General features: G+C 58.1%; 20 protein-coding genes. 11 read left to right on the forward strand and 9 right to left on the reverse strand.

Annotated features, from left to right (window positions below; all coding sequences use genetic code 11):
* A partial coding sequence (locus AB4Z23_RS23415) for an autotransporter domain-containing protein (protein ID WP_441360830.1) occupies nt 1-3271 on the forward strand: 3271 nt, incomplete at its 5' end.
* Nucleotides 3271-3855: an invasion associated locus B family protein gene (locus tag AB4Z23_RS23420; protein WP_441360831.1), complete on the forward strand. Its 585-nt coding sequence runs from the start codon at nt 3271-3273 to the stop codon at nt 3853-3855. The genes AB4Z23_RS23415 and AB4Z23_RS23420, both read left to right, overlap by 1 nt.
* 56 nt (nt 3856-3911) lie before the next feature.
* Here the strand turns inward: AB4Z23_RS23420 and AB4Z23_RS23425 are convergent, their stop codons facing one another.
* From AB4Z23_RS23425 to AB4Z23_RS23450, 6 genes are all read right to left on the reverse strand, one after another.
* Nucleotides 3912-7055 (reverse strand): efflux RND transporter permease subunit, encoded by a 3144-nt coding sequence (locus AB4Z23_RS23425; RefSeq protein WP_112674627.1) that lies wholly within the window; start codon nt 7053-7055, stop codon nt 3912-3914.
* Entirely contained in the window at nt 7052-8353 is a 1302-nt protein-coding gene (locus AB4Z23_RS23430) for an efflux RND transporter periplasmic adaptor subunit (protein WP_025595710.1), read from the reverse strand. Before AB4Z23_RS23430 ends, AB4Z23_RS23425 begins: the two co-directional genes overlap by 4 nt.
* A gap of 294 nt (nt 8354-8647) precedes the next feature.
* Nucleotides 8648-9844: a polysaccharide biosynthesis/export family protein gene (locus AB4Z23_RS23435; protein WP_013761539.1), complete on the reverse strand. Its 1197-nt coding sequence runs from the start codon at nt 9842-9844 to the stop codon at nt 8648-8650.
* 412 nt (nt 9845-10256) lie between these two features.
* On the reverse strand, nt 10257-11279 hold the full coding sequence (locus AB4Z23_RS23440) for an acyltransferase family protein (RefSeq protein WP_441360832.1): 1023 nt from the start codon (nt 11277-11279) through the stop codon (nt 10257-10259).
* Between the two features lie 173 nt (nt 11280-11452).
* A complete protein-coding gene (locus tag AB4Z23_RS23445; RefSeq protein ID WP_065661635.1) occupies nt 11453-11971 on the reverse strand; it encodes a helix-turn-helix domain-containing protein in 519 nt (172 codons plus the stop codon).
* Between the two features lie 281 nt (nt 11972-12252).
* Entirely contained in the window at nt 12253-13377 is a 1125-nt protein-coding gene (locus tag AB4Z23_RS23450; RefSeq protein WP_003510798.1) for a glycosyltransferase family 4 protein, read from the reverse strand.
* Nucleotides 13378-13892: 515 nt separating this feature from the next.
* Here AB4Z23_RS23450 and AB4Z23_RS23455 point away from each other — a divergent pair.
* From AB4Z23_RS23455 to AB4Z23_RS23475, 5 genes are all read left to right on the forward strand, one after another.
* Nucleotides 13893-15419: an ABC transporter substrate-binding protein gene (locus tag AB4Z23_RS23455; protein WP_013761535.1), complete on the forward strand. Its 1527-nt coding sequence runs from the start codon at nt 13893-13895 to the stop codon at nt 15417-15419.
* Between the two features lie 237 nt (nt 15420-15656).
* Nucleotides 15657-16598 carry an ABC transporter permease gene (locus AB4Z23_RS23460; protein ID WP_441360833.1) on the forward strand — a complete coding sequence of 314 codons (942 nt, stop codon included), beginning with the start codon at nt 15657-15659 and terminating at the stop codon, nt 16596-16598.
* Nucleotides 16598-17473 (forward strand): ABC transporter permease, encoded by an 876-nt coding sequence (locus tag AB4Z23_RS23465; protein WP_019564634.1) that lies wholly within the window; start codon nt 16598-16600, stop codon nt 17471-17473. The genes AB4Z23_RS23460 and AB4Z23_RS23465 overlap by 1 nt, the downstream gene beginning before the upstream one ends.
* Before the next feature lies 1 nt (nt 17474).
* A complete protein-coding gene (locus tag AB4Z23_RS23470; RefSeq protein WP_113291554.1) occupies nt 17475-18698 on the forward strand; it encodes an amidohydrolase/deacetylase family metallohydrolase in 1224 nt (407 codons plus the stop codon).
* An 82-nt stretch (nt 18699-18780) separates the two neighbouring features.
* Nucleotides 18781-19275 (forward strand): RidA family protein, encoded by a 495-nt coding sequence (locus AB4Z23_RS23475; protein WP_019564632.1) that lies wholly within the window; start codon nt 18781-18783, stop codon nt 19273-19275.
* Between the two features lie 6 nt (nt 19276-19281).
* On the opposite strand, the gene AB4Z23_RS23480 is transcribed toward AB4Z23_RS23475, so the two are convergent.
* Complete coding sequence (locus AB4Z23_RS23480; RefSeq protein ID WP_441360834.1) at nt 19282-20118, reverse strand: IclR family transcriptional regulator; 837 nt, start codon at nt 20116-20118, stop codon at nt 19282-19284.
* A gap of 89 nt (nt 20119-20207) precedes the next feature.
* On the opposite strand from AB4Z23_RS23480, the gene AB4Z23_RS23485 reads away from it, so the two are divergent.
* Both AB4Z23_RS23485 and AB4Z23_RS23490 read left to right on the forward strand, forming a co-directional pair.
* Complete coding sequence (locus AB4Z23_RS23485) at nt 20208-21404, forward strand: aminotransferase class V-fold PLP-dependent enzyme (RefSeq protein ID WP_441360835.1); 1197 nt, start codon at nt 20208-20210, stop codon at nt 21402-21404.
* 48 nt (nt 21405-21452) lie between these two features.
* Nucleotides 21453-23288: an ABC transporter ATP-binding protein gene (locus AB4Z23_RS23490; RefSeq protein ID WP_441360836.1), complete on the forward strand. Its 1836-nt coding sequence runs from the start codon at nt 21453-21455 to the stop codon at nt 23286-23288.
* Between the two features lie 6 nt (nt 23289-23294).
* On the opposite strand, the gene AB4Z23_RS23495 is transcribed toward AB4Z23_RS23490, so the two are convergent.
* Both AB4Z23_RS23495 and AB4Z23_RS23500 read right to left on the reverse strand, forming a co-directional pair.
* Nucleotides 23295-23924 (reverse strand): glutathione S-transferase family protein, encoded by a 630-nt coding sequence (locus AB4Z23_RS23495; protein ID WP_441360837.1) that lies wholly within the window; start codon nt 23922-23924, stop codon nt 23295-23297.
* 1 nt (nt 23925) lies between these two features.
* Nucleotides 23926-24291 (reverse strand): ArsR/SmtB family transcription factor, encoded by a 366-nt coding sequence (locus AB4Z23_RS23500; RefSeq protein ID WP_003510774.1) that lies wholly within the window; start codon nt 24289-24291, stop codon nt 23926-23928.
* Between the two features lie 212 nt (nt 24292-24503).
* Here AB4Z23_RS23500 and AB4Z23_RS23505 point away from each other — a divergent pair, with 212 nt between their 5' ends.
* Both AB4Z23_RS23505 and AB4Z23_RS23510 read left to right on the forward strand, forming a co-directional pair.
* Nucleotides 24504-25370 (forward strand): ABC transporter substrate-binding protein, encoded by an 867-nt coding sequence (locus AB4Z23_RS23505; RefSeq protein WP_413373102.1) that lies wholly within the window; start codon nt 24504-24506, stop codon nt 25368-25370.
* Entirely contained in the window at nt 25367-26494 is a 1128-nt protein-coding gene (locus tag AB4Z23_RS23510; protein WP_441360838.1) for an LLM class flavin-dependent oxidoreductase, read from the forward strand. The genes AB4Z23_RS23505 and AB4Z23_RS23510 overlap by 4 nt, the downstream gene beginning before the upstream one ends.
* Nucleotides 26495-26516: the final 22 nt, after the last annotated feature.

Genomic DNA, 26516 nt, shown 5'->3' on the forward strand with positions numbered 1-26516 from the left:
GTTTCCGGTGAAGACAGCCGTTTCCGGTGAAGACAGCCACTGGACCATGTCCGGGGATATGGTCGTTGGCGAAGCAGGCGTTGGTAAGCTCACCGTAACYGGTGGCGGCACGGTCATCAGTCAGACAACGACGGTGATTGCCAATCTGGCTTCTGCGGACGGAAGTTCTGTCACGGTCAGCCGCCTCAACTCTTCACTGCGAAGCGGCGGCGCACTTGTCGTCGGCAATTCGGGCGCTGCGAAGCTTCTGGTCGAGGCTGCGGGGACCGTCACCAGTGGCGAAGCCATTATCGGTCGCCACTCGGTGAGTGAGGCGACCGTGACCGGCGACGGCTCCAACTGGAGGACCGGCAATCTGCAGATCGGCGGCGACACCGCCGATCCGGGCGGTGCCGCTGGCAACGGCAAGCTCAACGTCCTGGCAGGTGGCTCCGTGGATAGCACGGCGGCGCAGCTCGGCGTTGTGGCGGGCGCGACCGGCGCTGCCGTTGTGGACGGGCAGCGGTCGGTCTGGACAGTCAACCGTGGTGATCTCGAGGTGGGGGTGAATGGCACGGGTTCGCTGGCGGTCACGGGCGGCGGCCTTGTCGATGCAGCGAATATTATCATCGGAGCAAATGCCGGTGGTACCGGTTCCGCCCGGGTATCCGGTGCCGGCAGCAAATTGCAAAGCCGCGCCGATCTCAATGTCGGCCTTGACGGCAACGGTTCCATGACCGTCGAGGCCGGTGGCACGGTGGAAAGCCGCGACGGCTATGTTGCGGCCCATGGCGGTTCCACTTCCACCGTAACGGTGGCGGGCGACGGATCGAGCTGGGCGATGACCGGAACGTTTTTTGTCGGATACGGAGGCGGGGCTACAGGAAATGTGTCGGTCAGCGCTGGCGGCGGTATCAAAGCTGCCAAGGTGATGCTCGGTGATCTTGCCGGTTCCTCCGGCACGATGACGATCACAGGAGCGGGTTCGAACGTCACCGCTTATATCGACAACGGCGTTGTGAACTCCGGCTCCGTTGATGTGGGTTTTGAAGGTTCCGGAAGCTTGACCGTTACGAATGGCGGATCGCTTGATGCCTATGATCTCTATGCGGGCAGTGCGGCGGGATCGAATGGAAACGTTCTGGTCAGCGGTGTGGGATCGCGCGTTGCGGTTGGCAATCTCATGGTCGTCGGCTATGCCGGAAACGGTTCCGTGGAGATAACCGGCGGAGCCTCGCTGGCTGCGCCCACTATTCTCATTGCCGCATCGGCGGGTTCCACAGGGGTGCTCAACATCGGAGCTGCCGCGGGCCAAACCGCCCGCTCAGCCGGTGCGTTGGAAGCGCGCACGATTGCTTTCGGTGCAGGCAACGGCAGCATCGTCTTCAACCATTCCGAGACCGGCTATATACTCTCCGCCGATATTTCAGGTGCGGGCAAAGTCGTTGCCGAAGCTGGCGTCACAACGCTTGGCGGCAATAACAGCTATTCCGGCGGCACCACGATTTCCTCCGGCACGCTGAAAGGCAMCTCAAAAAGTTTCGGCTCGGGCGGCATCGCCAAYGATGCGCAACTCGTTGTCGATGGTGCCGGCACGCTTTCCAATGCCATCAGCGGTACTGGCACCTTTGAAAAGACCGGCGATGGTAATCTGGTCTTGGCCGGAAATAGTACCTATACGGGCACCACTGCGGTTTCCTCTGGAAAGCTCAGCGTCAATGGCTCGCTTGCAAGCGCTGTTTCGGTCGGTACCGGTGCCACACTCGGGGGCTCCGGCACCATCGGCGGCCTGACTGTCGGCTCGGGTGGCACGCTCGCGCCCGGCAATTCGATCGGCACGCTGGCTTCCACGGGCAGCGCAACATTTGCTAGTGGCTCTCGCTATGAGGTTGAAATCGACGCCGCCGGCAATTCCGACAGGCTTGCCGTGACCGGAACCATCACTATCGACAATGATGTCAGTCTTGTCGTTACGTCGCTGGCGAACCAAACTGCCTATAGCCTCAGCACCCGCTACACGATCCTGACGGCAACGGGTGGAATTACCGGTACGTTTTCAAGTGTCGGCGAAAATTTCGCCTATCTGACCGCAAGGKTAGCCCGGAGTGCCGACGACGGCASCACYTATCTTTCCTTCGCCCGKGCATCACCGGATGCCGGCTTTCTGGCCGCTGAAACATCGACGGCCAATGCGCGCGGGGCCGCCAACGCCATAGAGGCGCTTGGGGAAAGCTCGCCGCTCTACGAGGCGGCAGTGTTTCTGCAGCAGGGCGAAACCCAATCCGCCTTCGCGCAGCTTGCCGGGGAAATTCATCCCTCGCTTGCCATGGCTTTGATCAACCGCAGCCAACTCACCCGCGATGTCATTTTCAACCGGCTGCGCAGTGCTTTCGAAGGTGTCGATGCGCGCCCGATCCTGCCGGTCGCCTATGCTGAAGGCGGATCAAACCCGTTTGACATTGACGAGGGTTCACTCACGTTCTGGTCCAGTGGTTTCGGCTCTCGCGGCCGCATCGATGGCGATGGAAACGGCGCATCGGCCGAGATGAAGGGCGGCGGCGTCCTCTTTGGTGTTGACGGAGATCTGGCTGATGGCTGGCGTGCCGGGGTGGCGGCCGGTTACGGCCGCGATGTGATCAGCCAGGGTTCTCCYGCKGCATCTGCTGACGTRGACAGCTACTATGTGGCGGGTTATGCGGGCAAAACAATTGGCCCTGCATCCCTGCGTCTTGGTGCAACCCACGCCTTTCAGGATGTCGAAACCCGCCGGGCGGTTTCTTTTTCAACATTGAAGGAGGACCTAACCGCTGGTTACGACGCTTCCACCACGCAGGTCTTTGCCGAAGCCGCCTGGCGGTTCGATTTTGATCTCACCCATATCGAGCCTTACGCCAATATCGCTTACGTGAATACGCGGACGGATGCTTTCCGGGAGATGGGCGGTATCGCCGCCGTCTCTTCGGGTGCCGTCAGCCACGACGAGTTTTATTCGACGCTCGGGGCGCGCATCAGCCGTGACATTGCGTTGGAGGGGATGCTTGGACGCGCGATACTCGATATCGGGTGGCGTCATGCCTATGGCGATCCGATGATGGAGAGCGCACTGTTCTACGATGGTGGCAGTGCGTTTTCTGTGACAAGTGCTGCCATGGCGCGCGACGTGGCATTGATCAATCTGGGACTTAGCTACAATCTCAACCCATCCGCCACCTTGACATTCCGTTACGGCGCGGTTTTTGGCGCGGGTCTGCTGGATCAATCTGCTTCAGCCCAACTTGGAGTTCGTTTCTGATGAAGCGCAGTCAAAACACGCTTTGGAAAACGGCTCTCACGGTGTTCCTGTCCGCCGGTTTGGTGGCAGGCGRTGCTCCCGCGCAAGATGCAGAAAAAAAGGCGGMSGCGCCGTTGCGTGAGGTTCACGGGAGTTGGCAGCTTGCTTGCGTCGCGCCTGCGAAAAAAGATGATAATGACGCCAGTAMGCCGGTKGCGGAGACGGCAAAACCKCTYTGCGCCATCGCTCAGGTCCAGCTTGAGGAGAAGACACGCAAAYTGGTCGTCTCCGTCGAGTTCCGSCTGGATGATGTCGGGACGCCGGGTAAGCTTTCCGGCACCATGGTCATGCCTTTCGGCCTTGCCGTCACAAAGCTGTTTTCGGTAAAATCCGGAAATGTGCGGTTGCAGGAAGTTCAGGTCAGCACGTGTCTGCCCGTGGGCTGCATCGTTTCCTTCACGCCGTTCGTCGAACTTGTAACCGCGCTGAAGGCCGGACAAACCCTGACRATAGAGGCCCCCGATCTGCAGGGCCGAACGGTTTCGTTCCAGTTGCAGGGACAGGGATTTTCCGAGGCACTGGAGCGCCTCGGAAGCTTGCATTAGAGCATTTCCGGTAGAAACCGCATCGCGGTTTGTGTCCGGAAATGCGTATCTACGATCTATGCCGCGACGGAATCGGGTTCGCTGGAACCTTCCGGCTTTTGCGGTTCCGCGTGTTTTTCGGCCGATTTCTTGCGCGAAAACAGCCCGGTGAGGTAGGTACCCAACCTGTCCATTTCCACGAAGATGACCGGGGTGATGAACAGCGTCAGCAATTGCGAGACGATGAGACCACCGACCACGGCAACACCAAGTGGCTGGCGCAGTTCCGAGCTGGCGCCTGAGCCGAGGGCGATGGGCAGGGCGCCCAGCAGCGCGCAGAAGGTCGTCATCATGATCGGCCGGAAACGGCGCACGCAGGCTTCGTGGATGGCGCTGGTGGGCGGTTCGGCCTTTTCGCGGATCAGTTCCACCGCCACGTCGATCATCATGATCGCGTTTTTCTTGACGATGCCGATCAGCATCAACAGCCCGATCAGCGCAATGATCGAGAAATCCATGCCCATCACCTTCAGCGCCACCAACGCGCCAAAAGCCGCCGCCGGCAGACCGGAAAGGATGGTCAGCGGGTGGATGAAGCTTTCGTAAAGCACACCCAGCACCACATAGATGGTCAACACCGCCGCAAGAATGAGGATGCCGGTATTGCCCTGGCTCTGCTGGAATATCGCCGCCGTGCCGCCATAGCTGGTGAACACGTCCTGCGGCAGGCCGATGGTGGTTTTGATCTGGTCAATACGGCTCGTCGCATCCGAAAGCGCCACGCCATCCGGCAGGTTGAAGGAGATGGTCGTAGAAACGAGCTGGCCCGTCTGGTTGATGGTCACCGGCGCCTGCGTGCGGGTGAGGGTGGCGAAGTTGGAAAGCGGAACCAGAACACCCGATTTTGCCGAGAGAATGTTGATGTCGCTCAGGAAATCGTCATTCCACTGTTTCGAGCTGTCGAATTCGACGATCACATCATAGCTATCACCGGTCGACTGGATTTGCGCCGCCGTATAACCGCCGAACGACATTTCCAGCGTCTTGCGCAATTGGTCGTTGGTAATGCCGAAGGCGGCTGCCTTTTCCGGGTCGACCGAAATMGTCGCCGCAATTGCGCCGTTCTGAGCGTCGGAATTGACGGCGGCGAATGTGCGGTCGCGGCGCATCGCCTCCATCAGCTTGTTCGACCATTCATTGGTCGCGTCGGCATTCAGGCCCTGAATGACGAGCTGGTATTGGCTGGCGGAGCTGCGCCCGCCCAAACGCAAGCTTTGCTGGGGATTGATATAGGTGCGGATGCCCGCCACCTTCGATGTCGCCTGGCCAAGTTCCGCCAATACCTGGCTTAGCGGTGCACGCTCTTCCTTCGGTTTCAGCTCCACGAACATCGAGCCGTTATTCAGCGGGTTGCGGGAGTTGCCGCCGACTGTAGAGGTCACATGCACCACGGCCGGGTTCTTGCGGATCTGATCGGCCACCTGCGCCTGAAGATCGCGCATCGCGGTATAGGAAATGTCCTCACGCGCCTGCGTCGACACGGAAAGGCGACCGATATCTTCCTGCGGGAAGAAGCTGGAAGGCAAAGTCTCGAACAGATAAAGCGATGCTGCAACCGATGCCAGGAATGCGCCCAGAACCACGCGGCGATGGGAAAGGCACCAGCCGACGGCCTTGCCATAGAGGCGAAGCGTGCGCTCGAAGCCGGCGTCGAACCAACGGATGATGGCCGGCGGTCTGGAGGAATGACCCGAAAGCCGTGAGGCGAGCATCGGCGTGACAGTCAGCGAAACCAGCGCCGACGCCATGATCGCCAGCGTGACCACCATGCCGAATTCGTTAAACAGCCTGCCGATCACTCCGCCCATCAGCAGAATGGGAATGAACACTGCGACCAGTGAGATGGACATGGACAGAATGGTGCCGCTGACTTCCGCGGCGCCCTGAAGGGCCGCCTCGCGCATCGTCAGGCCTTTTTCCTCGTGCAGTCGCAGGATGTTTTCCAGCATGACGATCGCATCGTCCACCACAAGTCCGACCGACAATGTCAGCCCRAGTAGCGAGATATTGTCGATACTGTACCCCAGAACATACATGGCGCCGAAGGCGGTAATCAGTGATAGCGGCACTGCAAGGCCCGGAATAATGGTCGCCGTCAGATGCCCGGTGAAGAGATAGATAACCGCRACCACCAGCCCGATGGTGAGGAGCAGCGTGAACTGTACGTCGGCAATCGCGTCCTTGATTGCAGTCGAGGCGTCRTTCATGACGTTGATATTGACCGATGGCGGCAATTGCTGACGCAGCGCCGGTAACTTGGCCCGGATGGCATCCACCACATCAACGGTGTTGGCGTCCGGCTGGCGCTGCACGGCAAGAACGATCGCCTGTTCGCCATCGAACCAACTGCCGGCATTGGGGTTGTCGATACTGTCGGTGACATTGGCGATATCGCCGAGATGGATGGAAGCACCGTTGCTTGTCGCCACCACCAGCGAGCGGAAGGCCGCTGCATCGGTGCGCTGGGTGTCTGCCTCTATCGTCAGGCGCTGGTTGTCATTCTGCAACGCGCCCACGGGCACCTGATTGTTCGCCTGCGCGATGGCGGTTGTGACGGTATCGACGCCAAGCCCTCTTGCCTGAAGCTGCGAGGGATCGAGGCCAATGCGCACGGCATAGGTCTGCGCGCCGTAGATACTCACCTGCGCGACGCCGGAGATGGTTGAAAGCAGCGGCGAGATGATGTTCTCGGCGATTTCGTCCACCTTGCTGGTCGGCATCTCCTTGCTGTTGATGGCAAGCAGCAGTACCGGCGCATCGGCCGGGTTGGTCTTGCGGTAACTCGGCGTTGTCGTCATGTTGCTTGGCAACTGCCGCTGTGCGCGCGAAATCGCCGCCTGAACATCTGCTGCCGCTGCGTCGATGTCACGGTTGAGATCGAATTGCAGCACGATGGAGCTGTTGCCCARMGTGTTGGTGGCGCTGATTTCGCTGACACCCGGAATGGTCTCGAACTGCTTCACCAGCGGCGTGGTGACTGAGGTGGCCATGGTTTGCGGCGAGGCGCCCGACAGCGACGACGAAACGCTGATCGTCGGAAAATCGACTTTCGGCAGCGCAGCGACGGGCAACAGGCGGAAACCGGCAAGCCCGGCGAGCACGAGGCCGATGGCGAGAAGGGTGGTTGCGACGGGTCGGTTGATGCAGAAATTCGGGATCATGGGTTACCCACCTGTTCCTGCTGCGAAATATTGGCGGCCAGATTGGCGGCCGCGCCGCCCTTGTCCGAGAATTGCTCGACCACCTGTTGACCGTCGGCAAGTCCCGACTGGCCTTCGATGATCACATGCTCGCCGCCGGTGAGGCCGCTGGCAATGGCTGTCATATCGCCGTTGGAGCGGGCAACTTCCACGGTCGTCATATGAACACGGTGGTTGTCATCGACGGTGTAGACGAAATTACCCTTCGGCCCCGGCCGCACGGCAACCGTCGGCACGACGATCATCTCCGCGTCGGAGACGAAATGAGCCGTGACGTTGACGGACTGGCCGGGCCACAACAGCCCGCGATCGTTCTTGAATTCCGCTTTGGCAAGTACGGTACCGGACGTTTGGTCTACGACGTTGTCGTAAAAACGCAGCATGCCGCTCATGGGCTCGCCGCCGGTTGCCGCCGGGTCTACATCGACCGCCGTGTCCTTCTGAACGCCTTCGCGCAATTGCGGCAGGTAGCGCTGCGACAGGCGAAAACTGACAGAGATGGGATCGTATTTCGTGATCGTCACAATATTGATGCCAGCGCTGAGATAGGCACCGGGGCTGACGGTAACATCGCCGAGTCGCCCATCGAAGGGCGCACGGATCTCCATATGTTCGAGCGTTACCTGGTCGGAAGCAAGCGTCGCCTTGTCGGCATCGATCTTTGCGGCGGCGCTGTCCCGGGCTGCCCTTGCCTGATCCAGCACCTGCTGGGACTCTGCGCTCTGCTTGACCAGATTGGCGGCGCGCTGGAAGGCGGCTTCCGTCTGTTCCAGCGTTGCCTGATCGGCAGCGATATTGGCCTTGTCCTTGTCGACGGCTGCGCGGGCTATACGGTCATCCATCTTGAGGATCAGATCACCCGCCTTGATATGCTGGCCGTCCTTCGCGGAGATTTCCGTAACGAGACCGGCCTGAAGCGGCGCTATATTGGTGATGTCGGCGGCAACCGCCCATCCCGTCGCAGTAGCATCCATTGGCAACGTCGCCTTGTTGACGGCGATGGTGCTGACGGTAGGCGGCCCGCCATTGCGCCGCCCGCCACCTTGCCTCTGGCCTGTCTGCTGGCCGGCTTGACCGTTCTGCGACGTCTGGCCCTTCTTGCCGGCAGATCCATCGGCCGTTGCCGTTTCTGCATGTGGGGAAACGCTGGCGAATTGTTTGAGGTAGGGAATTTGATCAAGGGGCAGGCGATCTTTAAAATACCACGCGCCGGCGGCTGCGATGGCGAGAACGCTGAGGGCGGTCCAGAAACGTTTCATCTGACGGTTCCGCAAAGTGAGAGCAATACATGTTTCCCGAACATGTTCGGCAAGCCCTGGGAGCAGCTTTAGCTCCCACAAGACACCCAATGCGCTGCAAAATCACCTTAAACTTTTGTAATGGCGGCGACGATRTCTGCCGTCATGTTGCCTTGCGAAACAAGGGTTGTGGCGCTTTTGGGCATATGMCMGTCGCCGGGTTCGAYGCRYGRMASTTGACCCCAMTCGTGACCAAAATAAAAAGCCGCCTCGTTTCCGGGGCGGCTTTGAACAGGAGCGGCGAGTTGCCGAGGRTCAGAACGCCCGGATGGCGTTGCGCGTCGCAAGCACATCCTCGGAGACGTTGCCGGCCGTTGCGGGAACGGAGCCGACGAGGTCCAGGAACTTGTAAAGTTCGGTTGCCTGCGAGTTGGTGACGTAGATGATATCGCGATCCTGCATCGGGAATTTCGTGGTGGCAAAGAAGGTTGAAGGATCSCGCAGGTTGGCGCGGAAGATGACCGGAACTTCCTGTCCCGGGAACTTGGACATGTCGATGCCAAGCTTCACRAGAAGATCGCGTTTGACGGTACGATAGACATAGACCTGCGCAGGGTCGGCACGGGARTCRAGCAATCCGCCCGCCTTGCCCAATGCATCCGAGAGCTTCAGCGCGGCGTCCTCAAATTCGAAACGACCATTGAGGCCGGAGGCGCCGAAAGCGAGATAGGTGCGRCGTTCACGCTCCACCATGACCGTGTCGCCCGGAACCACATAGATGTTCTCGGAAGGCGTGCTGACAAGGTGATTGTAGTTGACGCGCGCGGTCTTGCCGCGACGGATCAGCGTGACATAGGATTCGATATTTGGGGCGCTGAGGCCTTTTGCATAGGAGATGACGTCGAGAACGCGGTCACCCGCTTCTGAAAGCTGGACCTTCGTCGGCTCCTTGACGTCGCCAAGCACCGATGCCTGTGCGGAGCGGCTGGAAATCTTGGTGATGAGGACCTGCGGTTCGATGGCCCGGTTGGCCAGACGCTCCTCGATCTCGCTCTGAACATCCTCGACATTGCGGCCTGTTGCGCGGATCTTGCCGGCATAGGGAACGCTGATATTGCCTTCCCGGTCTACCGTCTGGTTCGGCAGGCTGATGAAGTTGCCGGGACGGCTGCCCGCATCGTTTGGAATGAAAAGTCCGCCCGCCTGGCTTTCGAAGATCGCGACCTGCACCACGTCACCAACGCCCATCGGCAACGCCGGAACACCACCCTTGCCGCCGCCGAAACTGCCGAGCAGGGTAGCGGTGGTGGTATCGCCGACATAGTTCAGGACGGAACTGTTGATATCGATAAGAGCGTAGTCAACGCCCGCAGTTTTCTTTTTGTCCTTGGAACTGAATTTCACTGAAGCGTTGGATTCGATTGTTGCCGCATCGGGGCCTGATGCCGCGGTCACGGTGCACCCCGCAAGTGCTGCGGAGGCAAGCAGAATCGAAACATTCAATAAACGCATTTGGTCCTCAAAATAAATTTCGTCCGAAAAAAGAAACAAACCGGACATCGTATAGTTTTATAAAAATCGGCACTTCATATTTGACACCGGTAAATCAAATCTCAACCGGGCATTACATCCGTTCAGCAGAATCGTGTCACGAAATGTCTACGCTGGCATCAGGCTTATTGCCTAACTTAAGGCGATGCTTCAAGTTAAGTCGTCGCTCGATTGCGCCGGAAAATCCGTAACATGCACAATATTCACGAACCCGAATGGCGTCAGTATCATCGTTCTTCAATATTCAATCGGACGGCATAATCACTGCGATTACCGCATAGCGCTAGTGCAGTTTTGTCACGCTTGTCCAGTTTCTTTCATGTTTGACTTAAAAACATGATAATTGGTTGTTTTAAAGTATCTTTTCCCCGCATCAGCGGCCGATCCTCAGTCTCCCCGGCTGGCCTGCGGCGCTGGTTTCACGCTTGCGGTGGGCGGAGGCCGGCAGCGCCAGCCACTCTTGGATCCCTAAGCGGATAGCGGCCATCTGTACGATGGCCGGTATGGCAACGCCGATAACGGTCGTGATCGCTAGCAAGCTCGCCATATCCGTGACGTGGAAAAGATTCACCGCGACAGCTCGGCCAAAGCCTATAGCGATGATGTGCATGACATACACGCCGACAGATAACTGGCCGAGTGTCTTGAGCATCGACGAAATCGCGCTTTCGCGAATAACAAGCGCCTGCGAAATTGCGATAATCAGGAATATGCCGAGAATTGCGGATGGGAAAGGAAGCCGTTCGGGAATTTCGGTTTGCCACGAGAAATAGGTGGAAATCGCAAAGGCGACGAGAAGCGCGAGAAATGAGTGTACCGTGTATCGCCTCTGCCGAAAACCATATTGCTTGGCAACAGTGCCAAGTGTGAAATAGACGAGCCCATATGCGATATCCAAGGGAACAGACTGGCTGTGCAGATAAAAAAGTGTGAAGAGGGCAAGCGCAAATGCCATGCGGACAATCGGAGGCACCTGAACGAAAATATATGATGCAAGTTGGCAGAAAAACAATGCGTAGAGAAACCAGAAGGGGCTGATCGGGTTCCACAGGATTTCGAGGACACGGGTGAAATCTATGGTCGTGTTAGTGAGACCAAAACGACCCATAGCCACCATCAGACTGCCATGCAGAATTGACCAGAACAGATAAGGGTAAGCGATATTCTTTCCGAGTTTGGTAAGAAAATCCGTCGGGCCGAAATTTTTTTCGGAGAAAAAAAGTCCAGAAACGAAGAAAAAAAACGGCATATGGAAGGTGTAAATCGTATAGTCAATAAAGCCCATAAGGCTGAAGTGCGTCGGCATACCGGAAATACTCAAACCTCTTTCCGCGTGACCAAAGACAACCATAATTATGCCGAGACCCTTGGCTATATCATAGCTGTGATCACGCAACGCCKYATCTYCCATGAAAACACCTAATGTAAATTTTAAAATTATTTAKAATTYAGTGARMTATTTAKTTGATRTGGATACAAAATTTATTATGAARTACTAATCRTGTATCGGAAGTATTGAATGAGRTTAAAAATCTGTCTATTGTGGCAGCTGTATAAATATGCTTAATATTAAAAACTTGAAGATTCGCATTTGCCGAGTCCCGATCCTGGTGTTGTTATACGCTCCCTGAAGCGTAGCAGAAGTACGGGTAAAATTGCTTCTACCATCTGGACGTCGCGAATGTCCGATATGGTTTTGGCCAGTTCGTTATAAATAAGCGCGGCCTCCGTTATTGTAGACCGTGTAGGCGACTTTTGGCGACACTCCGCGAAGATCGTCTCGACCCGGTCGCTGATTTTTTGCAGCAGGGCAACGTCGTAGGCAAGAGTAGGTGCCGCTGGCGCTGTGTCAAACATGTCGCCCATACCGGCCACGAGCCAACTTATATTGATGCCGAACCGCTCACGATAGAGAGCCAAAACGCCAGCGTCGGGAATACGGTCGCCCCGTTCATAGTAACCAAGCATTGCAACTGTCAGGCCTAGTGCCTCAGCAAATGGCTCACGCTCGTCAAATTTCAGTGCTTCGCGGACCTCGGTCAGCCGTTTTCCCAACGGCGTCTTTGGCTCGACGCGTTTCCTGCTCATAATTCCGCATAAATATCACGATTTGGTATTTACTAGATACCAATTTGTGATATTCCTCTGTTTGTACAAAGACCAAATCACTCATGAGGTAGGCCGGTCAGGGCCGCCTCGCTCACAACGAGGAATCATTATGCACGGCGACTGCATTGCGGACAAGGCGACGGCGAGCCTGCGCTGGATAAGAGAATGCCGGTGACGCCACTTGCTTKACCTATGAGTGTCTCTGTCGAAGACAACAGAGTATATCCAATATGGATATATTCGACCTTGAAAATTGCATGTCAGGCCCGTTCAGCCAGCGCGAAATTCACGGTATCGGCAAATTCTCGCAGGAAGCGTTCACTTGAAAAGCGGGCGGCGTTGTCGACACAGGCGTTCTTGTCGAAACTGTCGGAGTTATCGACAAACTCCTGCACCGCAGCGCAGATGGCTTCAGGCGTTTGCTCGCGGAAATAAAGCCCGGTTGGCTGATTGGAGGCGCCGAGAGGAACAACGGTCTCTAGTACACCGCCTTTTCCATAGGCGATGACGGGTGTTCCAAGCGCTTGCGATTCAACCGGGACGATGCCGAAATCGTCTTCGGCAGCAAAGACGAATGCCTTGGCTTCCGCCATGTATTTGTGAAGCTCGTCATTGCCGACGAAGCCGAGGATCTCGACATTGGGAGTGGCGATCTCCTTGATGCGTTTCATGTCCGGGCCGTCGCCGATGACGACCAGTCGTCTGTCGGGCATTTTTGCAAAGGCTTCTACGATGAGGTGGACCTTCTTGTAAGGCACCAGCCGCGAAGCAGTGACGAAATAATCGCCTTTCAGGTCGGAAGGGGAGAGATGGGAAGTATCCACGGGCGGATAAATAACCGTAGAGTCGCGTCCGTAGCATTTGCGAACCCGGCTGCGAATGAATTTGGAATTGACCGTCATGAGATCGACGCCATTGGCGGTGCGGATGTCCCACATGCGAATATAGTGAAGAACGGCACGGGCGATCCACGAGGCGAAACCGCGACTAAGCTTCGATTCTTTCAGGTACTGGTGCTGGAGATCCCAGGCGTAACGGATGGGGCTGTGAATATAGGAGACGTGAAACTGGCCGGGTCCGGTGATAACGCCCTTGGCGACGGCGTAGCTTGAGGAAATCACCAGATCGTAGCCGCTGAGATCAAATTGTTCGACGGCCAGCGGCATCAGCGGCAGATAGGAGCGATATTTTTTACGAGCGAAAGGCAGTTTCTGGATGAAGGAGGTGTTGACCGGCCTGCCACCGAGAAAGCCCCGGTCTCGATCGCTCATGAAATCGACAAGGCAATAGAGATCCGCGTCAGGATAGATCTCAAGAAGGTTGTGAAGCACTTTTTCGGCCCCACCTCTGTCGGTGAGCCAGTCATGCACGATTGCCGTCTTCATGATTTCCTCAATAATTTCAACGTAATAAAAATTTATAACCCGCCTTGGAATAAAGCTCGGCGGTTTAGAATATCTGGTCTGTCTGCAGCCCTTAAAAACACGGCTGGGAAGGCGAATAACGTAACGATTAATAAGAATGCGAGATTATGTCTGTCGTAATCTGGTTTTGGTCTGATCCTCAATAGCACTTTGTTCGCAAATGCGAAATATCAAAGCCTCTTAATTCCTCCCCTTCCTTTTCCAGTTGAAAGCCAGCCTTAGTTTCCGCAGTTYCGGCTGGCAGCAGCGGTGTTTTCCGCGCGCCGTGTTTCGGGCGAAATAGCCTTTTTTCCATCGACTTACGTTCCGTTTCCGCCTCTTGCGAAGGCCCGTCTTCCATTTCGGCTGTCTTGGAAACCGTTCCTCGCGCCGCATTGTCATTGACAAGGCGCCCTATCGAGTTATTCTGTTATAAAGATTGGTATAACATAATAATGGAACTCATAAGGTCGGAACCAAGAGCTGGGAGCTTAACAATGAGACGTAAACTTGCATTTCTCGCCACTGCCGCTTTGATGCTAGCGCCGGGCGTGATGATGGCTGCGGAAAAGGGCGGTGTCATCAATGTCGCCACGATCGGCGAGCCGCCGACACTCGATCCCATGGCCTCGACGGCCGATCTCGTCGGTATTGTCACGCAACATATTTTCGAAACGCTCTATACCTTCGACAAGGGGTGGAAGGTGACGCCGCTTCTGGCGGAAAGCCTGCCTGACATCAGTGCGGACGGCAAAACCTACACAATCAAGCTGCGGAAGGGCATCAAGTTCCATGACGGCAGCGATATGACCTCGGAAGATGTCGTCGCCTCGCTTGGCCGCTGGATGAAGATCGCATCACGCGGAAAACAGGTCGCCGGTTTCATCGACAATATCTCCGCGCCTGATGCCGAGACGGTGACAATCACCCTCAAGCAGCCCTATGCGCCGCTAACCTCGCTGCTTGCTTTCAACAACTCCGCAGCCATCATTCTGCCCGCTGAAAAGCAGGCTGAGCCGATGACAGAATTTGTCGGCACMGGCCCTTATATGTTGAAGGAACGCAAGGCGGACCAATATATCCAGCTCGTCCGTTTCGACGGCTACAAGTCTCGTGACGGTGAAAGTGACGGMTATGGCGGTGCGCGCCATCAGTATCTCGATGAAATCCGTTTCGTTCCGGTTCCCGATCCGAATACCCGTGTCGAGGCCGCTGTTTCCGGCCAGTATGACTACGTCGATTCCATTCCGGTGGAATCCTTCGCCAAGGTGAAGTCCTCCTCGGCCTCGCAGCCGTTGATGCTGAAGCCCTTCGGTTATCCGGTCTTTGTATTCAATACCAAGGAAGGTTTGTCTTCCAAGCTGGAGGTCCGCAAGGCGGTGACCGAAGCGTTGAACATGGAGGACATGCTGGCGGCGGCGTTCGGCAGCACGGATTTCTATGCGCTTGATGGCGCCTACTATCCGTCCAATTTCTCCTGGCATTCGGAAGAGGGCGTCGAAGGCAATTATAATGTCGGCAACCCGGAGGCCGCAGCCGAAAAGCTGAAGGCCGCCGGATATAATGGCGAGCCGTTGCGCATCCTCACCAGCCGTCAGTATGAGTTCCACTACAAAATGGCGCAGGTGGCAGCGGAGTATCTGAAGCTTGCCGGTTTCAAGGTGGATATGCAGGTGGTGGACTGGGCGACGCTGACACAGCGCCGTGCCGACCCGAAGCTCTGGGATATCTACATCAGCCACAGCCCCTTCCTGCCGGAGCCGGCGCTGATTGGCGCGCTTTCCACAGGTTCGCCGGGCTGGTGGGACACGCCGACGCGCAAGGCGGCGGTGGACGCTTTCACCTCGGAGGCTGATCCGGAGAAGCGCATTGCTCTCTGGGCCAAGGTGCAGAAGACGATCTATGACGAGCTGCCGCTCATCAAGATCGGCGACTTCAACGCCGTGGCGGCGAAGTCCAACAAGCTTGATGGCGTCGATCCGGCTCCCTGGCCCTATTTCTGGAATGCTTCGGTTACGAAGTAAGACCGCTCCGCACTCCGTGACCCCCGGACTAAATCCGGGGTCCAGCGCGATYAAGTCTTTGACCGMAAGAGGACGCCTTCACCACGCAGACGCGCGGTGGCTGGATGCCGGATCAGATCCGGCATGACGGAGGCGGGAGTCTTCCAGCCATGAGCGCCGGGTTTACCGGCACTCGTCGACAACTCTGTTCAACCGTCGCCTGAGAGCGGCCCATCACGCGCTTCGGAGCATTCATACGTGATACGGTATATTTTCCAGAGACTTGCCGGAATGATCGTGGTGATGTTTCTCGTCGTCACCATCGTTTTCATCATCCTGCGCGTCACGCCCGGGGATCCGGCGGCGGTGATGCTCGGGCCGGACGCYTCGGCACAGGACATCGCGGAGTTGCGCACCAGACTTGGCCTAGATCAGTCGCTTGGCGTGCAATATGTCTACTATATCGGGCAATTGCTGCGCGGCGATCTCGGCCAGTCGATCTTCCTCAACATGCCGGTTGGATCGGCGCTTCTGGATCGGGCGGAACCGACCTTCTTCCTGACGATCTTTTCGCTGTTGATCGCCAGTGCCATCGCGCTTCCCATCGGCATCTATGCCGCTTACCGGCGCGGTTCCTTCGTGGATCAGGCAGCGACAACCATTGCGATGCTGGCGGCGAGCATTCCGAGCTTCTGGCTTGGCCTGATCCTCATGCAGTTCTTCGCCGTCCGGCTCGATATGTTGCCGGTGTCGGGATATGGCGGTCCGGGCGCAAGCTTCCTCGAGCGCATGTATCACCTAACCTTGCCGGCCATCGCACTCGGCCTCGTTTCTTCCGCCCTCATTCTGCGCTTTACCCGCGCCTCGATGCTGGACGTTCTCGGCGACGACTACGTCCGCACCGCCAGAGCCAAGGGCGTCAAGGAACGCCGGGTGGTGATGAAACACGCGCTGAAGAACGCACTCATCCCCATCCTCACCGTGCTTGGTCTCACCGCCGCCGTGCTGATTTCCGGCGCGGTCGTTACGGAAACCGTGTTTGGCCTGCCGGGCGTAGGCAATCTCGTCGTGTCAGCCGTCTTGAGGCGCGATTATCCGGTCATTCAGGGCGCGCTTCTCGTCATCGCCGGGCTTTACGTGCTCATCAATTTTGCCATCGACATGCTGTATCTGCTGGTCGATCCGAGGGTTCGTTACTGATGGCCGATATCACCTCCACCGCCCAGCCGGCGCGCAACCCGACCATCCTGTTCATTCGGCGTCTGTTGAAGCGCAAGACGGTCGCAGCCGGTCTGATCGTGCTGCTCGTCTTCGTGCTGCTCGCCGTTTTCGCGCCGATGATCGCGCCTTATTCGCCGTCGAAACTGTCGATCGTCAACCGTCTGAAACCGCCGAGCGAACTCTACTGGTTCGGCACCGACGAGTTCGGCCGTGACGTTTTTTCCCGTACCATCTTTGCGGGAAGGCTGTCGCTTCTGGTCGGGGCCGCCGTGGTGGCGCTGTCGGCGTTGATCGGCATCACGCTCGGCCTGCTTGCCGGTTTCTTCCAGAAGCTGGATACGCCGATCGCGCGACTGATCGATGCCATGATGGCGTTTCCGGATATTTTGCTGGCCATCGCGCTAGTGGCCGCACTCGGGCCGTCGCTGACGACKGTMATCATYGCACTTGCCGTCGTTTATTCGCCGCGYCTTGCCCGCATCGTGCGYGCYTCGACGCTGGTKATCCGKGAAYTGCCCTATGTGGAGGCGGCCAAGGCGCTCGGCATCTCCACCTTCCACATCATGACGCGGCATGTGCTGCGCAATCTGATCTCGCCGATCCTCGTGCAGTGCACCTTCCTTTTCGCCAGCGCCATGTTGGCCGAGGCCGGCCTTTCATTYCTGGGGCTGGGTGTCAGCCCCGAAATTCCRACCTGGGGAACCATGATCTCYGCCGGCCGCCAATATATCGGCCAGGCGGACTGGATGACCTATTTCCCCGGCTTTGCCATCATTCTTTCCGTGCTCTCGCTGCAAATGGTCGGCGACGGGCTGCGGGACATGCTCGACCCAAGACTGCGAAGGGATTTGTAATATGACGTCCGGTGAACAGGCAAAAACGCCTCTTCAAGCTCCCATTCTTCTCTCCAATGTGAAACCCGTCGGCTTCGAAAAGGGGGGGGCACAGGCCCAGACCGATATCCTGATCGGCGGCGATGGCAAGGTCGTGGCGGTTGGGCCTGCCCTTCAGGCGCCGGCGGATGCGCAGCGCATCGACGCAAAGGGCGCATTCGTCTCGCCCGGCTGGGTGGATCTGCACGTGCATATCTGGCATGGCGGCACCGATATCTCCATCCGCCCSTCAGAATGCGGGGCCGAGCGCGGCGTGACGACGCTGGTGGATGCCGGTTCGGCGGGGGAAGCAAATTTCCACGGTTTTCGCGAATATATCATCGAACCATCGAAGGAACGCATCAAGGCCTTCCTCAATCTCGGCTCCATCGGGCTTGTCGCCTGCAACCGGGTGCCGGAACTGCGCGATATCAAGGATATCGACCTCGACCGCATCCTTGAATGTTATGCAGAGAACAGCGAACATATCGTTGGCCTCAAGGTGCGGGCGAGCCATGTCATTACGGGTTCYTGGGGWGTTACGCCGGTCAAACTCGGCAAGAAGATCGCCAAGATCCTGAAAGTGCCGATGATGGTGCATGTGGGTGAACCGCCTGCGCTCTACGATGAGGTGCTGGAAATTCTCGGTCCCGGCGATGTCGTGACCCATTGCTTCAACGGCAAGTCCGGCTCCAGCATCATGGAAGACGAGGACCTGTTCAACCTTGCGGAGCGCTGCGCCGGGGAAGGCATCCGGCTGGATATCGGCCACGGCGGTGCATCCTTCTCCTTCAAGGTGGCGGAAGCGGCGATCGCGCGCGGCCTTTTGCCCTTCTCGATCTCCACGGATTTGCATGGCCATTCGATGAATTTCCCCGTCTGGGATCTGGCGACGACCATGTCGAAGCTGCTTTCGGTCGATATGCCTTTCGAAAATGTCGTCGAGGCCGTCACCCGCAATCCGGCCTCCATCATCCGCCTCGACATGGAAAACCGCCTCGATGTTGGCCAGCGTGCGGATTTCACGGTTTTCGATCTTGTCGATGCCGATCTGGAGGCGACCGATTCCAATGGCGACGTTTCGCGTCTCAAGCGGCTGTTCGAGCCACGCTATGCGGTGATCGGTGCGGAGGCCATTGCCGCCAGCCGTTATGTCCCAAGAGCGCGCAAGCTCGTGCGCCACAGCCATGGCTATTCCTGGCGCTGAACCGACTGGAGCGGCGGGGAGGGATGCTCTCCGTCTTCCGCAAAGAATAGGGATACCCGTCCCGGTATTATGAGGAATTCGCGTGAAACAGTCTTCGCTTGAGGCAGATGGGCGTCATTCGCCCTACGACCGGCTTGCCGCGCTCGGCATCTCGCTGCCGCCGCCACCGCCGCCGATCGCCAATTTCGTCACGCATGTGGTGGAAGGCAACATGCTCTATCTTTCGGGGCAGGGCCCGAGGGAGGAGAACGGACACCTGTACGCCGGCAAGGTCGGAGCCGAGATCGGGCTGGACGAGGCGTACCAGCATGCGCGTTTAACCGGCATCAATCTTCTTGCCGTCATGCATGAGGCGCTTGGGGATCTGTCGCGGGTGAAGAAGGTGGTCAAGCTGCTGGGCATGGTCAATGCCGTCAGCGATTTCCGCGATCATCCAAGCGTCATCAACGGTTGTTCGGATCTCTTCATCGATGTGTTCGGCGATGCGGGGCAGCACGCCCGCTCCGCCGTGGGGTTCGGTTCGCTGCCGGGCAACATCACCGTCGAGATAGAAGCCATCATCGCCCTTAGGGATTGAGGCCGTTCAATGGTTGCGCCAGCCCATCAGCTTCTCGATCCTTTCGGCCGAAACCCTGACCTGTTCGGTATAGTGGTTTTCGTCCGCCAGCACCTTCTGTTCCGGCAGCACGATGGAGATCGTCGCCACGCATTCTCCATTGGTGTCGCAGATCGGCGAGGCGATGCAGGCAACAGCGTAGTCGGATTCCGCAACCTGTATCGACAGCCGGTCACGGAACGCCGTGCCTGCCGATTGAGAAAGCGCTTCCGGATTGATTTCCGCACGGCCGGTGGGCGACGTGCGGGCGCAGCGTTTGAAAAGCTCGACGCGCTCCTCTTCCGGCAGATGGCCAACGAGCAGGCGGCCGGATGCCGTCCAGTTCAATGGAACACGGGTGCCGACGCGCGAGGCAACCTGGAAATGGCTGGGGCCATCCGCCATGGCGAGCACCAGCATATGGTCACCGTCGCGACCGCAAAGCTGCACCGTCTCACCCGCATGGCGGCACAGATCATGCATTTCGTGGGTKGCGACACCCATGAAATCCAGCGAGCGGGCATAGGCAAGGCCGTAGTGATAAAGCCGTGCGCCGAGCCATATGTTACCTTCGGCGTTGCGCGCCAACATGTTCTTTTCGACCAGATCGTCAACGATCACATAGACGGTGGAAAGTGGCGCCTTGATCGCCTTGGCAATGGCGTAAGCGCCAGCTGGCGATCCGGTTTCGTAAAGGTAATCAATCACCTGAAGAGCGCGATCAATGCCGCTGACACGCGAGCGCTTGGCCACCTTCGCGTCCGKGTTTTCCTYGSTCGCGGACAAGGCGTGTGAAGACAATTCGTCCAGTTTATGGGCGTCCAATTTCGGGCTCCTCATGAATTTTGAGAAGCTATTACATTATTATGGCATATATGTCGATGCCTATCGCATCGCAAAGACAGGAGAAAGACATGACCGAGGATATCAGAAGCAGGATCGGCCTTCGCCCGGTCATCAACGTCTCGGGCACCATGACGTCGCTCGGTGCTTCCRTCGTCGTTCCAGAGGCGGTKSAGGCCATGGCGGCGATCCTGCCGCAATTCGTAGAGATCAACGATCTGCAGCGCAAGGCAAGCGCGATCATCGCGAGACTGACGGGCGGCGAGGCTGGTTTCGTCACTGCTTCCTGCTCTTCCGGCATCAGCCTTGCTGTTGCCGGCGCCATCACCGGCAACAATCTCCTGGCCATCGAAAAGCTGCCTGATATCGCACCGGAAAAGAACGAAGTGCTGGTGCAGATGGGGCATGTGGTGAGCTACGGCGCGCCGGTGGATCAGGCGATCCGGCTTGGCGGCGGCAAGGTGGTGCTGGTCGGGCAGGCCACATCGACCCATCGCTTCCACATGGAAAACGCCATCACCGAAAAGACGGCGGCGGCGGTCTATGTCATCTCGCACCATGTCGTGAATTACGGCCTGCTGCATCTTTCCGAATTCGTAGAGATCGCCCATGCCAAGGGTGTTCCGGTTATCGTGGATGCGGCGTCCGAATATGATCTGGAGCTGTTTCTGGCCACCGGCGCAGATATTGTACTCTATTCCGGCCACAAGTTTCTCGGCGGCCCCACCTCCGGCATCGTGGCCGGAAGTAAGGAACTGGTGCGCCACGCCTTCCTGCAAAATATGGGCATTGGCCGCGGCATGAAGGTCGGCAAGGAAAGCATCTATGGCGTTATGGCGGCACTGGAAGCCTGGGAAAAGCGCGACCATGCCGGCATCCGTGAGCGCGAGACCGGATATCTCAATCTCTGGAAGGAAACGCTGGATGGCCGCCCGGGCGTGACCGCGCTCATCGAGCCGGATCCGACCAATAACCCGCTCGACAGGCTGCGCGTGATCATCGATGCCGAAGAAGCGCATATCACTGCCTGGGACCTGACGACGGCGTTGGCCAGGGGCAATCCTCCCATCATCACCCGCGACCACGAGGTAGAGCATCGCTATTTCTATCTCGACCCATGCAATCTGCATCCCGGACAGGAAACCATCGTGGCGTCTCGTCTGGCCGAGGAACTGGACAAGGCGCGTGCCTCCAACGAGGTGATTGCAACACCTTTCGAAGACCGGAGCCGMCACCGCTTCGACGGCATGCTGCGCTGGCCGGACTAGGCTTGACCGCTTGCGCCGCCAAAACCTAACGACAAGAAGGGAACGATCATGACCATGCCGCAGGCCGCACCCGTTGGTGCCGAAGATGCCGTGCTTTCCGTCCGCAATCTCACCACGTCCTTTCACGTGGATGGCGGCTGGAAACCCGTGGTTCGTGATATTTCCTTTGATGTCGGGCCGGGTGAAACGGTCGCGATCGTCGGTGAAAGCGGTTCGGGTAAAAGCGTTACCTCCCTCTCCATCATGCGGCTGCTGGATCGTGAAAGCAGCAGGGTGGAGGGTGAAATCCTGCTTGGAGGACGCAACCTGCTGTCCCTCTCCGAAGATGCCATGCGGCAGGTGAGGGGAAACGAGGTCGCCATGATCTTTCAGGAGCCGATGACCAGCCTCAATCCGCTGTTCACCATCGGYGACCAGATTTCCGAGGCCTTGTTATGCCACCAGCCGATGTCGAAAACCGAAGCGAGGGCGGAGACGGTTCGGCTGCTCGAAAAGGTCCGTATTCCTTCAGCCGCATCGCGTTTCGATGAATATCCGCATCGCTTTTCCGGCGGCATGCGCCAGCGCGTGATGATCGCCATGGCGCTTGCATCCCGGCCGAAGCTGCTGATCGCCGATGAGCCGACGACCGCACTCGACGTGACCATTCAGGGCCAGATCCTTGACCTCATCAAGWCGCTTCAGGAGGAGGAAGGCACGTCGGTTCTGTTCATCACCCATGACATGGGCGTGGTGGCTGAGATCGCCGATCGTACCGTTGTCATGTATCGCGGCGAGCAGGTGGAAGTTGGCGCGACCGCTGATATCTTTCATCGCGGCAAGCATCCCTATACCCGCGCGCTTTTGTCCGCCGTTCCGGTTCTGGGTTCCATGACGGGTGAGGAAAGACCGCTCAGGTTTCCCATCGTCAACACCACCACAGGCGAAACGCAGCAGCCGGCGCGGCCAGGCGATACCGTTGACGCGAGTGCCCAGCCGGTGCTCAAGGTAGAAGGGCTGACCAAGCGCTTCGATATTCACTCCGGCCTTTTGGGGCGGCTCAGCGGCCGCGTGCATGCGGTGGAGAATGTGTCCTTTGATCTCAGGGCCGGCGAGACATTGTCGTTGGTCGGCGAAAGCGGTTGCGGCAAATCGACCACCGGGCGCGCCATCATGCGGCTGATCGAGCCGGATGCCGGCTCAGTGATGGTTAATGGCGAGAATATTCTCGCCCTCGACAAATCAGGCATGCGCGAGATGCGCAAAACGGTGCAGATGATCTTTCAGGACCCCTATGCCTCGCTCAACCCGCGCATGACGGTGGGTGCGGCGATTGCCGAACCGTTTCTGGAGCACCGCATGGGAAACGCCCGCGAGGCAAAGGATGTTGTGGCCGATATGCTGGCGAAGGTCGGCCTTTCGCCCGATATGGCGGCGCGCTACCCTCATGAATTTTCCGGCGGCCAGCGTCAGCGTATCTGTATCGCCCGCGCGCTTGCGCTCCAGCCGAAGGTGATTGTCGCCGATGAGAGCGTYTCGGCGCTGGACGTTTCGATAAAGGCGCAGGTCATYAACCTGATGCTGGATCTGCAGCAAAGCCTCGATCTCGCCTTCCTGTTCATCAGCCATGACATGGCGGTGGTGGAGCGCGTCAGCCACCGGGTAGCGGTAATGTATCTCGGCGAGATCGTTGAAATCGGCCCGCGTGCGGCGGTGTTTGACAATCCGCAGCATGATTACACCCGCAAGCTGATGGCCGCCGTGCCGGTGCCGGACCCGGACCGCAGAAACACCCGGCGAAATGCCGCGAATGACGAGCTGAAAAGCCCGATCCGCGCGATCGATTACGTGGTGAAACCGCGTGARTACCGTGAGGTCTCGCCCGGTCACCTTGTCGCCTGCTAAAGCGGGTTAAAGACCMGGTACRTCKGATGTTGCGAAAGGCACGCGGTAACCGCGCCGGAAGGTTTCGCGCTGTCCGAGCTGGCGATACCATTGCTGTACCGCCGGAAAATCGTCGAGGTCAATTTTATGGCGCGCGAAACGCGAGACCCATGGCCAGATGGCGATATCGGCTATGGAAAAATCACCGGCGATGAATTCCCGGCCCGTCAGGCGCTGGTTCAGTGTGMGGTAGAGGCGCTCCGTATCCGAGGCGAAACGCGCCTCGGCAAAGGGTGCCTGTCCGGTATTGTAGGTCAGGAAATAATGGGCATAACCGAGTGTCGGGCCAAAATTGGCGGCCTGCCACATCAGCCATTCGGTGACTGCCAGCCGCGCAGCAGGGGAGGCAGGCAGAAGACGCCCGRCCTTTTCGGCGAGATAGATCAGRATCGCGTTCGATTCCGYTAGAAYTGTGCCGTTATCGCGGTCGATGATTGCYGGGATTTTCGAGCCGGGATTGACGCGGGTATAGTCGGCTGAGAATTGTTCGYCTTTTTCAATGTCGATGGCGTGGCTGACATAGGGCAGGCCGAGTTCCTCCAGCGCAATCGAGATTTTCAGGCCGTTCGGGGTGATCCAGGTGTAGAGGTCGATCATGCTAATCGAACATCGCCTCATCTAGTGGCAAAGCTCGCCTGCCTTTCTTGCCGGTCACATCAGAAAGATCAGTATAAAGACCGCGCAATGTCGCAACGAGCTGGATGATGCGCGGGTCGGTGACGCGATAAATCACCTGTTTGCCTTCCCGCGAGCCCTCGATCACACCGGCATCGCGCAATTCGGCAAGCTGCTGGGAAAGTGTCGGTTGCTGAATGCCGAGCTCATATTCCAGTGCGGAAACGGAAGCCTCCGTTTCCATGAGATAACAGACGATGGCCAGGCGATTGGCGTTGGCGACAAGCTTTAAAAGCTCGCTCGCCTCCACCACGCTGCGGCAGATGAGATTGGAAACCGGTTTCGTCACGACTACAGGTCCATTTTTCAAACTATAAAAAAGTAAATTGTATTGCGATAAATTTCAATGGTTTGATTAGGCCGAGTTTGACCGTGTCAGGAAATTTTTTAAAATCTACAGGATTTATAGATTTCTCTTTCGCTTTCCCGCAGAGGATCGCCAAAACGTTCCTCGAAAACATTCTATAAAAAAGTAGATTGATTGAGAAATGAGGTGTCGACATGAAAATCGGGGTCCATCCCAACAATCTGCATTTGCGGCTCGCCCGGCTCTGGCCCGGCGCGTTTGATGAATTCGATCCGGAATTCGTGCCCTACCGCGAGGGGCGCGATACCGCAGCGCTTTTGGAAAAAGGCGAAATTCATTTCGGCGGCACGGGCTCGACGCCGCCAATCGAGGCGGATGCGCGGGGGCTTTCCGCAGCTTATATCGCTGCCTCGGCACCACGCCCCGCAAACGGCGCGATCCTCGTGGGGCGCGACAGCCCCATCCGCTCTGCGGCCGACCTTTCGGGAAAACGCATATCGCTGATTGACGGGTCTTTTCATACCTATCTTCTTGCGCGTAGCCTGGAAGGGGCGGGGCTTGGCCTTGCGGATGTAATACGCATCGAGAGCGGTGACAGCGATAGCCTGCGCGATCTCGTGGAAGGCCGCGTCGATGCCTGGGTGACGATGTCGCCACGGCTCGAAAAAGCCCTGACCCATGACGGGATCAGTCTTCTGGTCCGTTGCGGCTCCACCATTCCCAACCGTTCGCTGTTCTGGACGCTYGCGCGTCACACTGTGGCGCTGGAACAACGCGATGCGATTGCCGCCGAACTGGACCGCGTTGGCCGCGCCGTCATGGCGGATATAGACAGAGCCGCGGCCCTTCTTGCCGCCGAGCCAGGCAGCGAAGGCGATGCGCAGTCCTGGGCAAAGGTGCTGCGCTCACGCGATCTTTCGGTGGTGCCCGCCGCCGAAAATATCCTTGCCGAACAGCAGGAGGAGGCCGATACGCTTTACAGGCACGGCCATTTCTCTCTACCGGTTCTGACCGGGCAGAGACCGGCCCCACAATCAGGCAGCGCGGGAGGCGACAGATGAACGTTTTCTGGTACATGTGCGCGCCCGATGGCGCCTATCCCTGGCAACCGGAAGGATCCCGCAAGGTTGATCTCGGTTATTACAAGCAGCTTGCTCTTGCTTATGATCAGCTTGGTTACACAGGCGCCCTGTTTGCCACCGGCGCGCATGATGTCTGGGTTCTGGCTGGCGCGCTGCTTTCCTATACCGAGCGGCTGAAGTTTCTGGTCGCGATTCATCCGGGTCTTGTCGCGCCAACGCTGCTCGCCAAGATGGCGGCGACGCTTCAGGAATTTTCGCGCGGACGCCTGCTGATCAACGTCGTCTCGGGCGATGCCAAGATGCTCGGTGCATATGGCATGACCATGCCGCATGACGAACGCTACGATATGGCGGATGAATATCTGCAGATCTGGCATCGTCTTTTTGCCGGTGAGACGGTCGATTTCAAGGGCCGCCATTTCCAGACCGAGGGTGCGAAGCTCGCGCTGCCGGTGGGGCAAGGCATAGAGCCACCACCGCTATGGTTCGGCGGCTCTTCGGACAAGGCGATCGAGGTCGCCGCCAAACATGTCGAGACATATCTTTCCTGGGGTGAAACGCCCGATCAGATCGGCGCGAAGGTCGATCTCGTCAAGGCGCGGGCGGAGAAACTCGGCCGTGAGCTGGAATACGGTATTCGCCTGTACGTTATTGTCCGCGATACGGATGAAGAGGCATGGGCCGCCGCCGCCGATCTTTACGGGCGCATGGACGAGCGTGCCATTGCAGCCAACCAGCGTTTCGTCGGCAAGACCGATTCCGTCGGCCAGCAGCGCATGACGGCGATGCATGGTGGACAGAAGCCTGAGAACCTGCGTGATCTCGAAATTGCCCCCAATCTCTGGGCCGGCATCGGTCTTGTTCGGCCGGGACCGGGCACCGCAATTGTCGGCTCGCCCGATACGGTGATCCGCACGCTGGAGGCCTATAAAAAGGCGGGCGTGAATACCTTTATTCTGTCCGGCATGCCATTGCTGGAAGAGGCCTTCCGTTTCGGGGAAAAGGTTCTTCCGCGTCTTGATGTATCGCGGGAAGTCTCGTCAGCCAAACAATTCACCTGGTCGACYTTGTTCGACCGCGACCTCTCGGYAAAGGCATCGTAAACATGGCCTTCCGGGAGTGGAG

Origin of the sequence: Agrobacterium sp. MCAB5, from assembly GCF_052114365.1 — a bacterium.
GTDB lineage: Bacteria > Pseudomonadota > Alphaproteobacteria > Rhizobiales > Rhizobiaceae > Agrobacterium > Agrobacterium tumefaciens.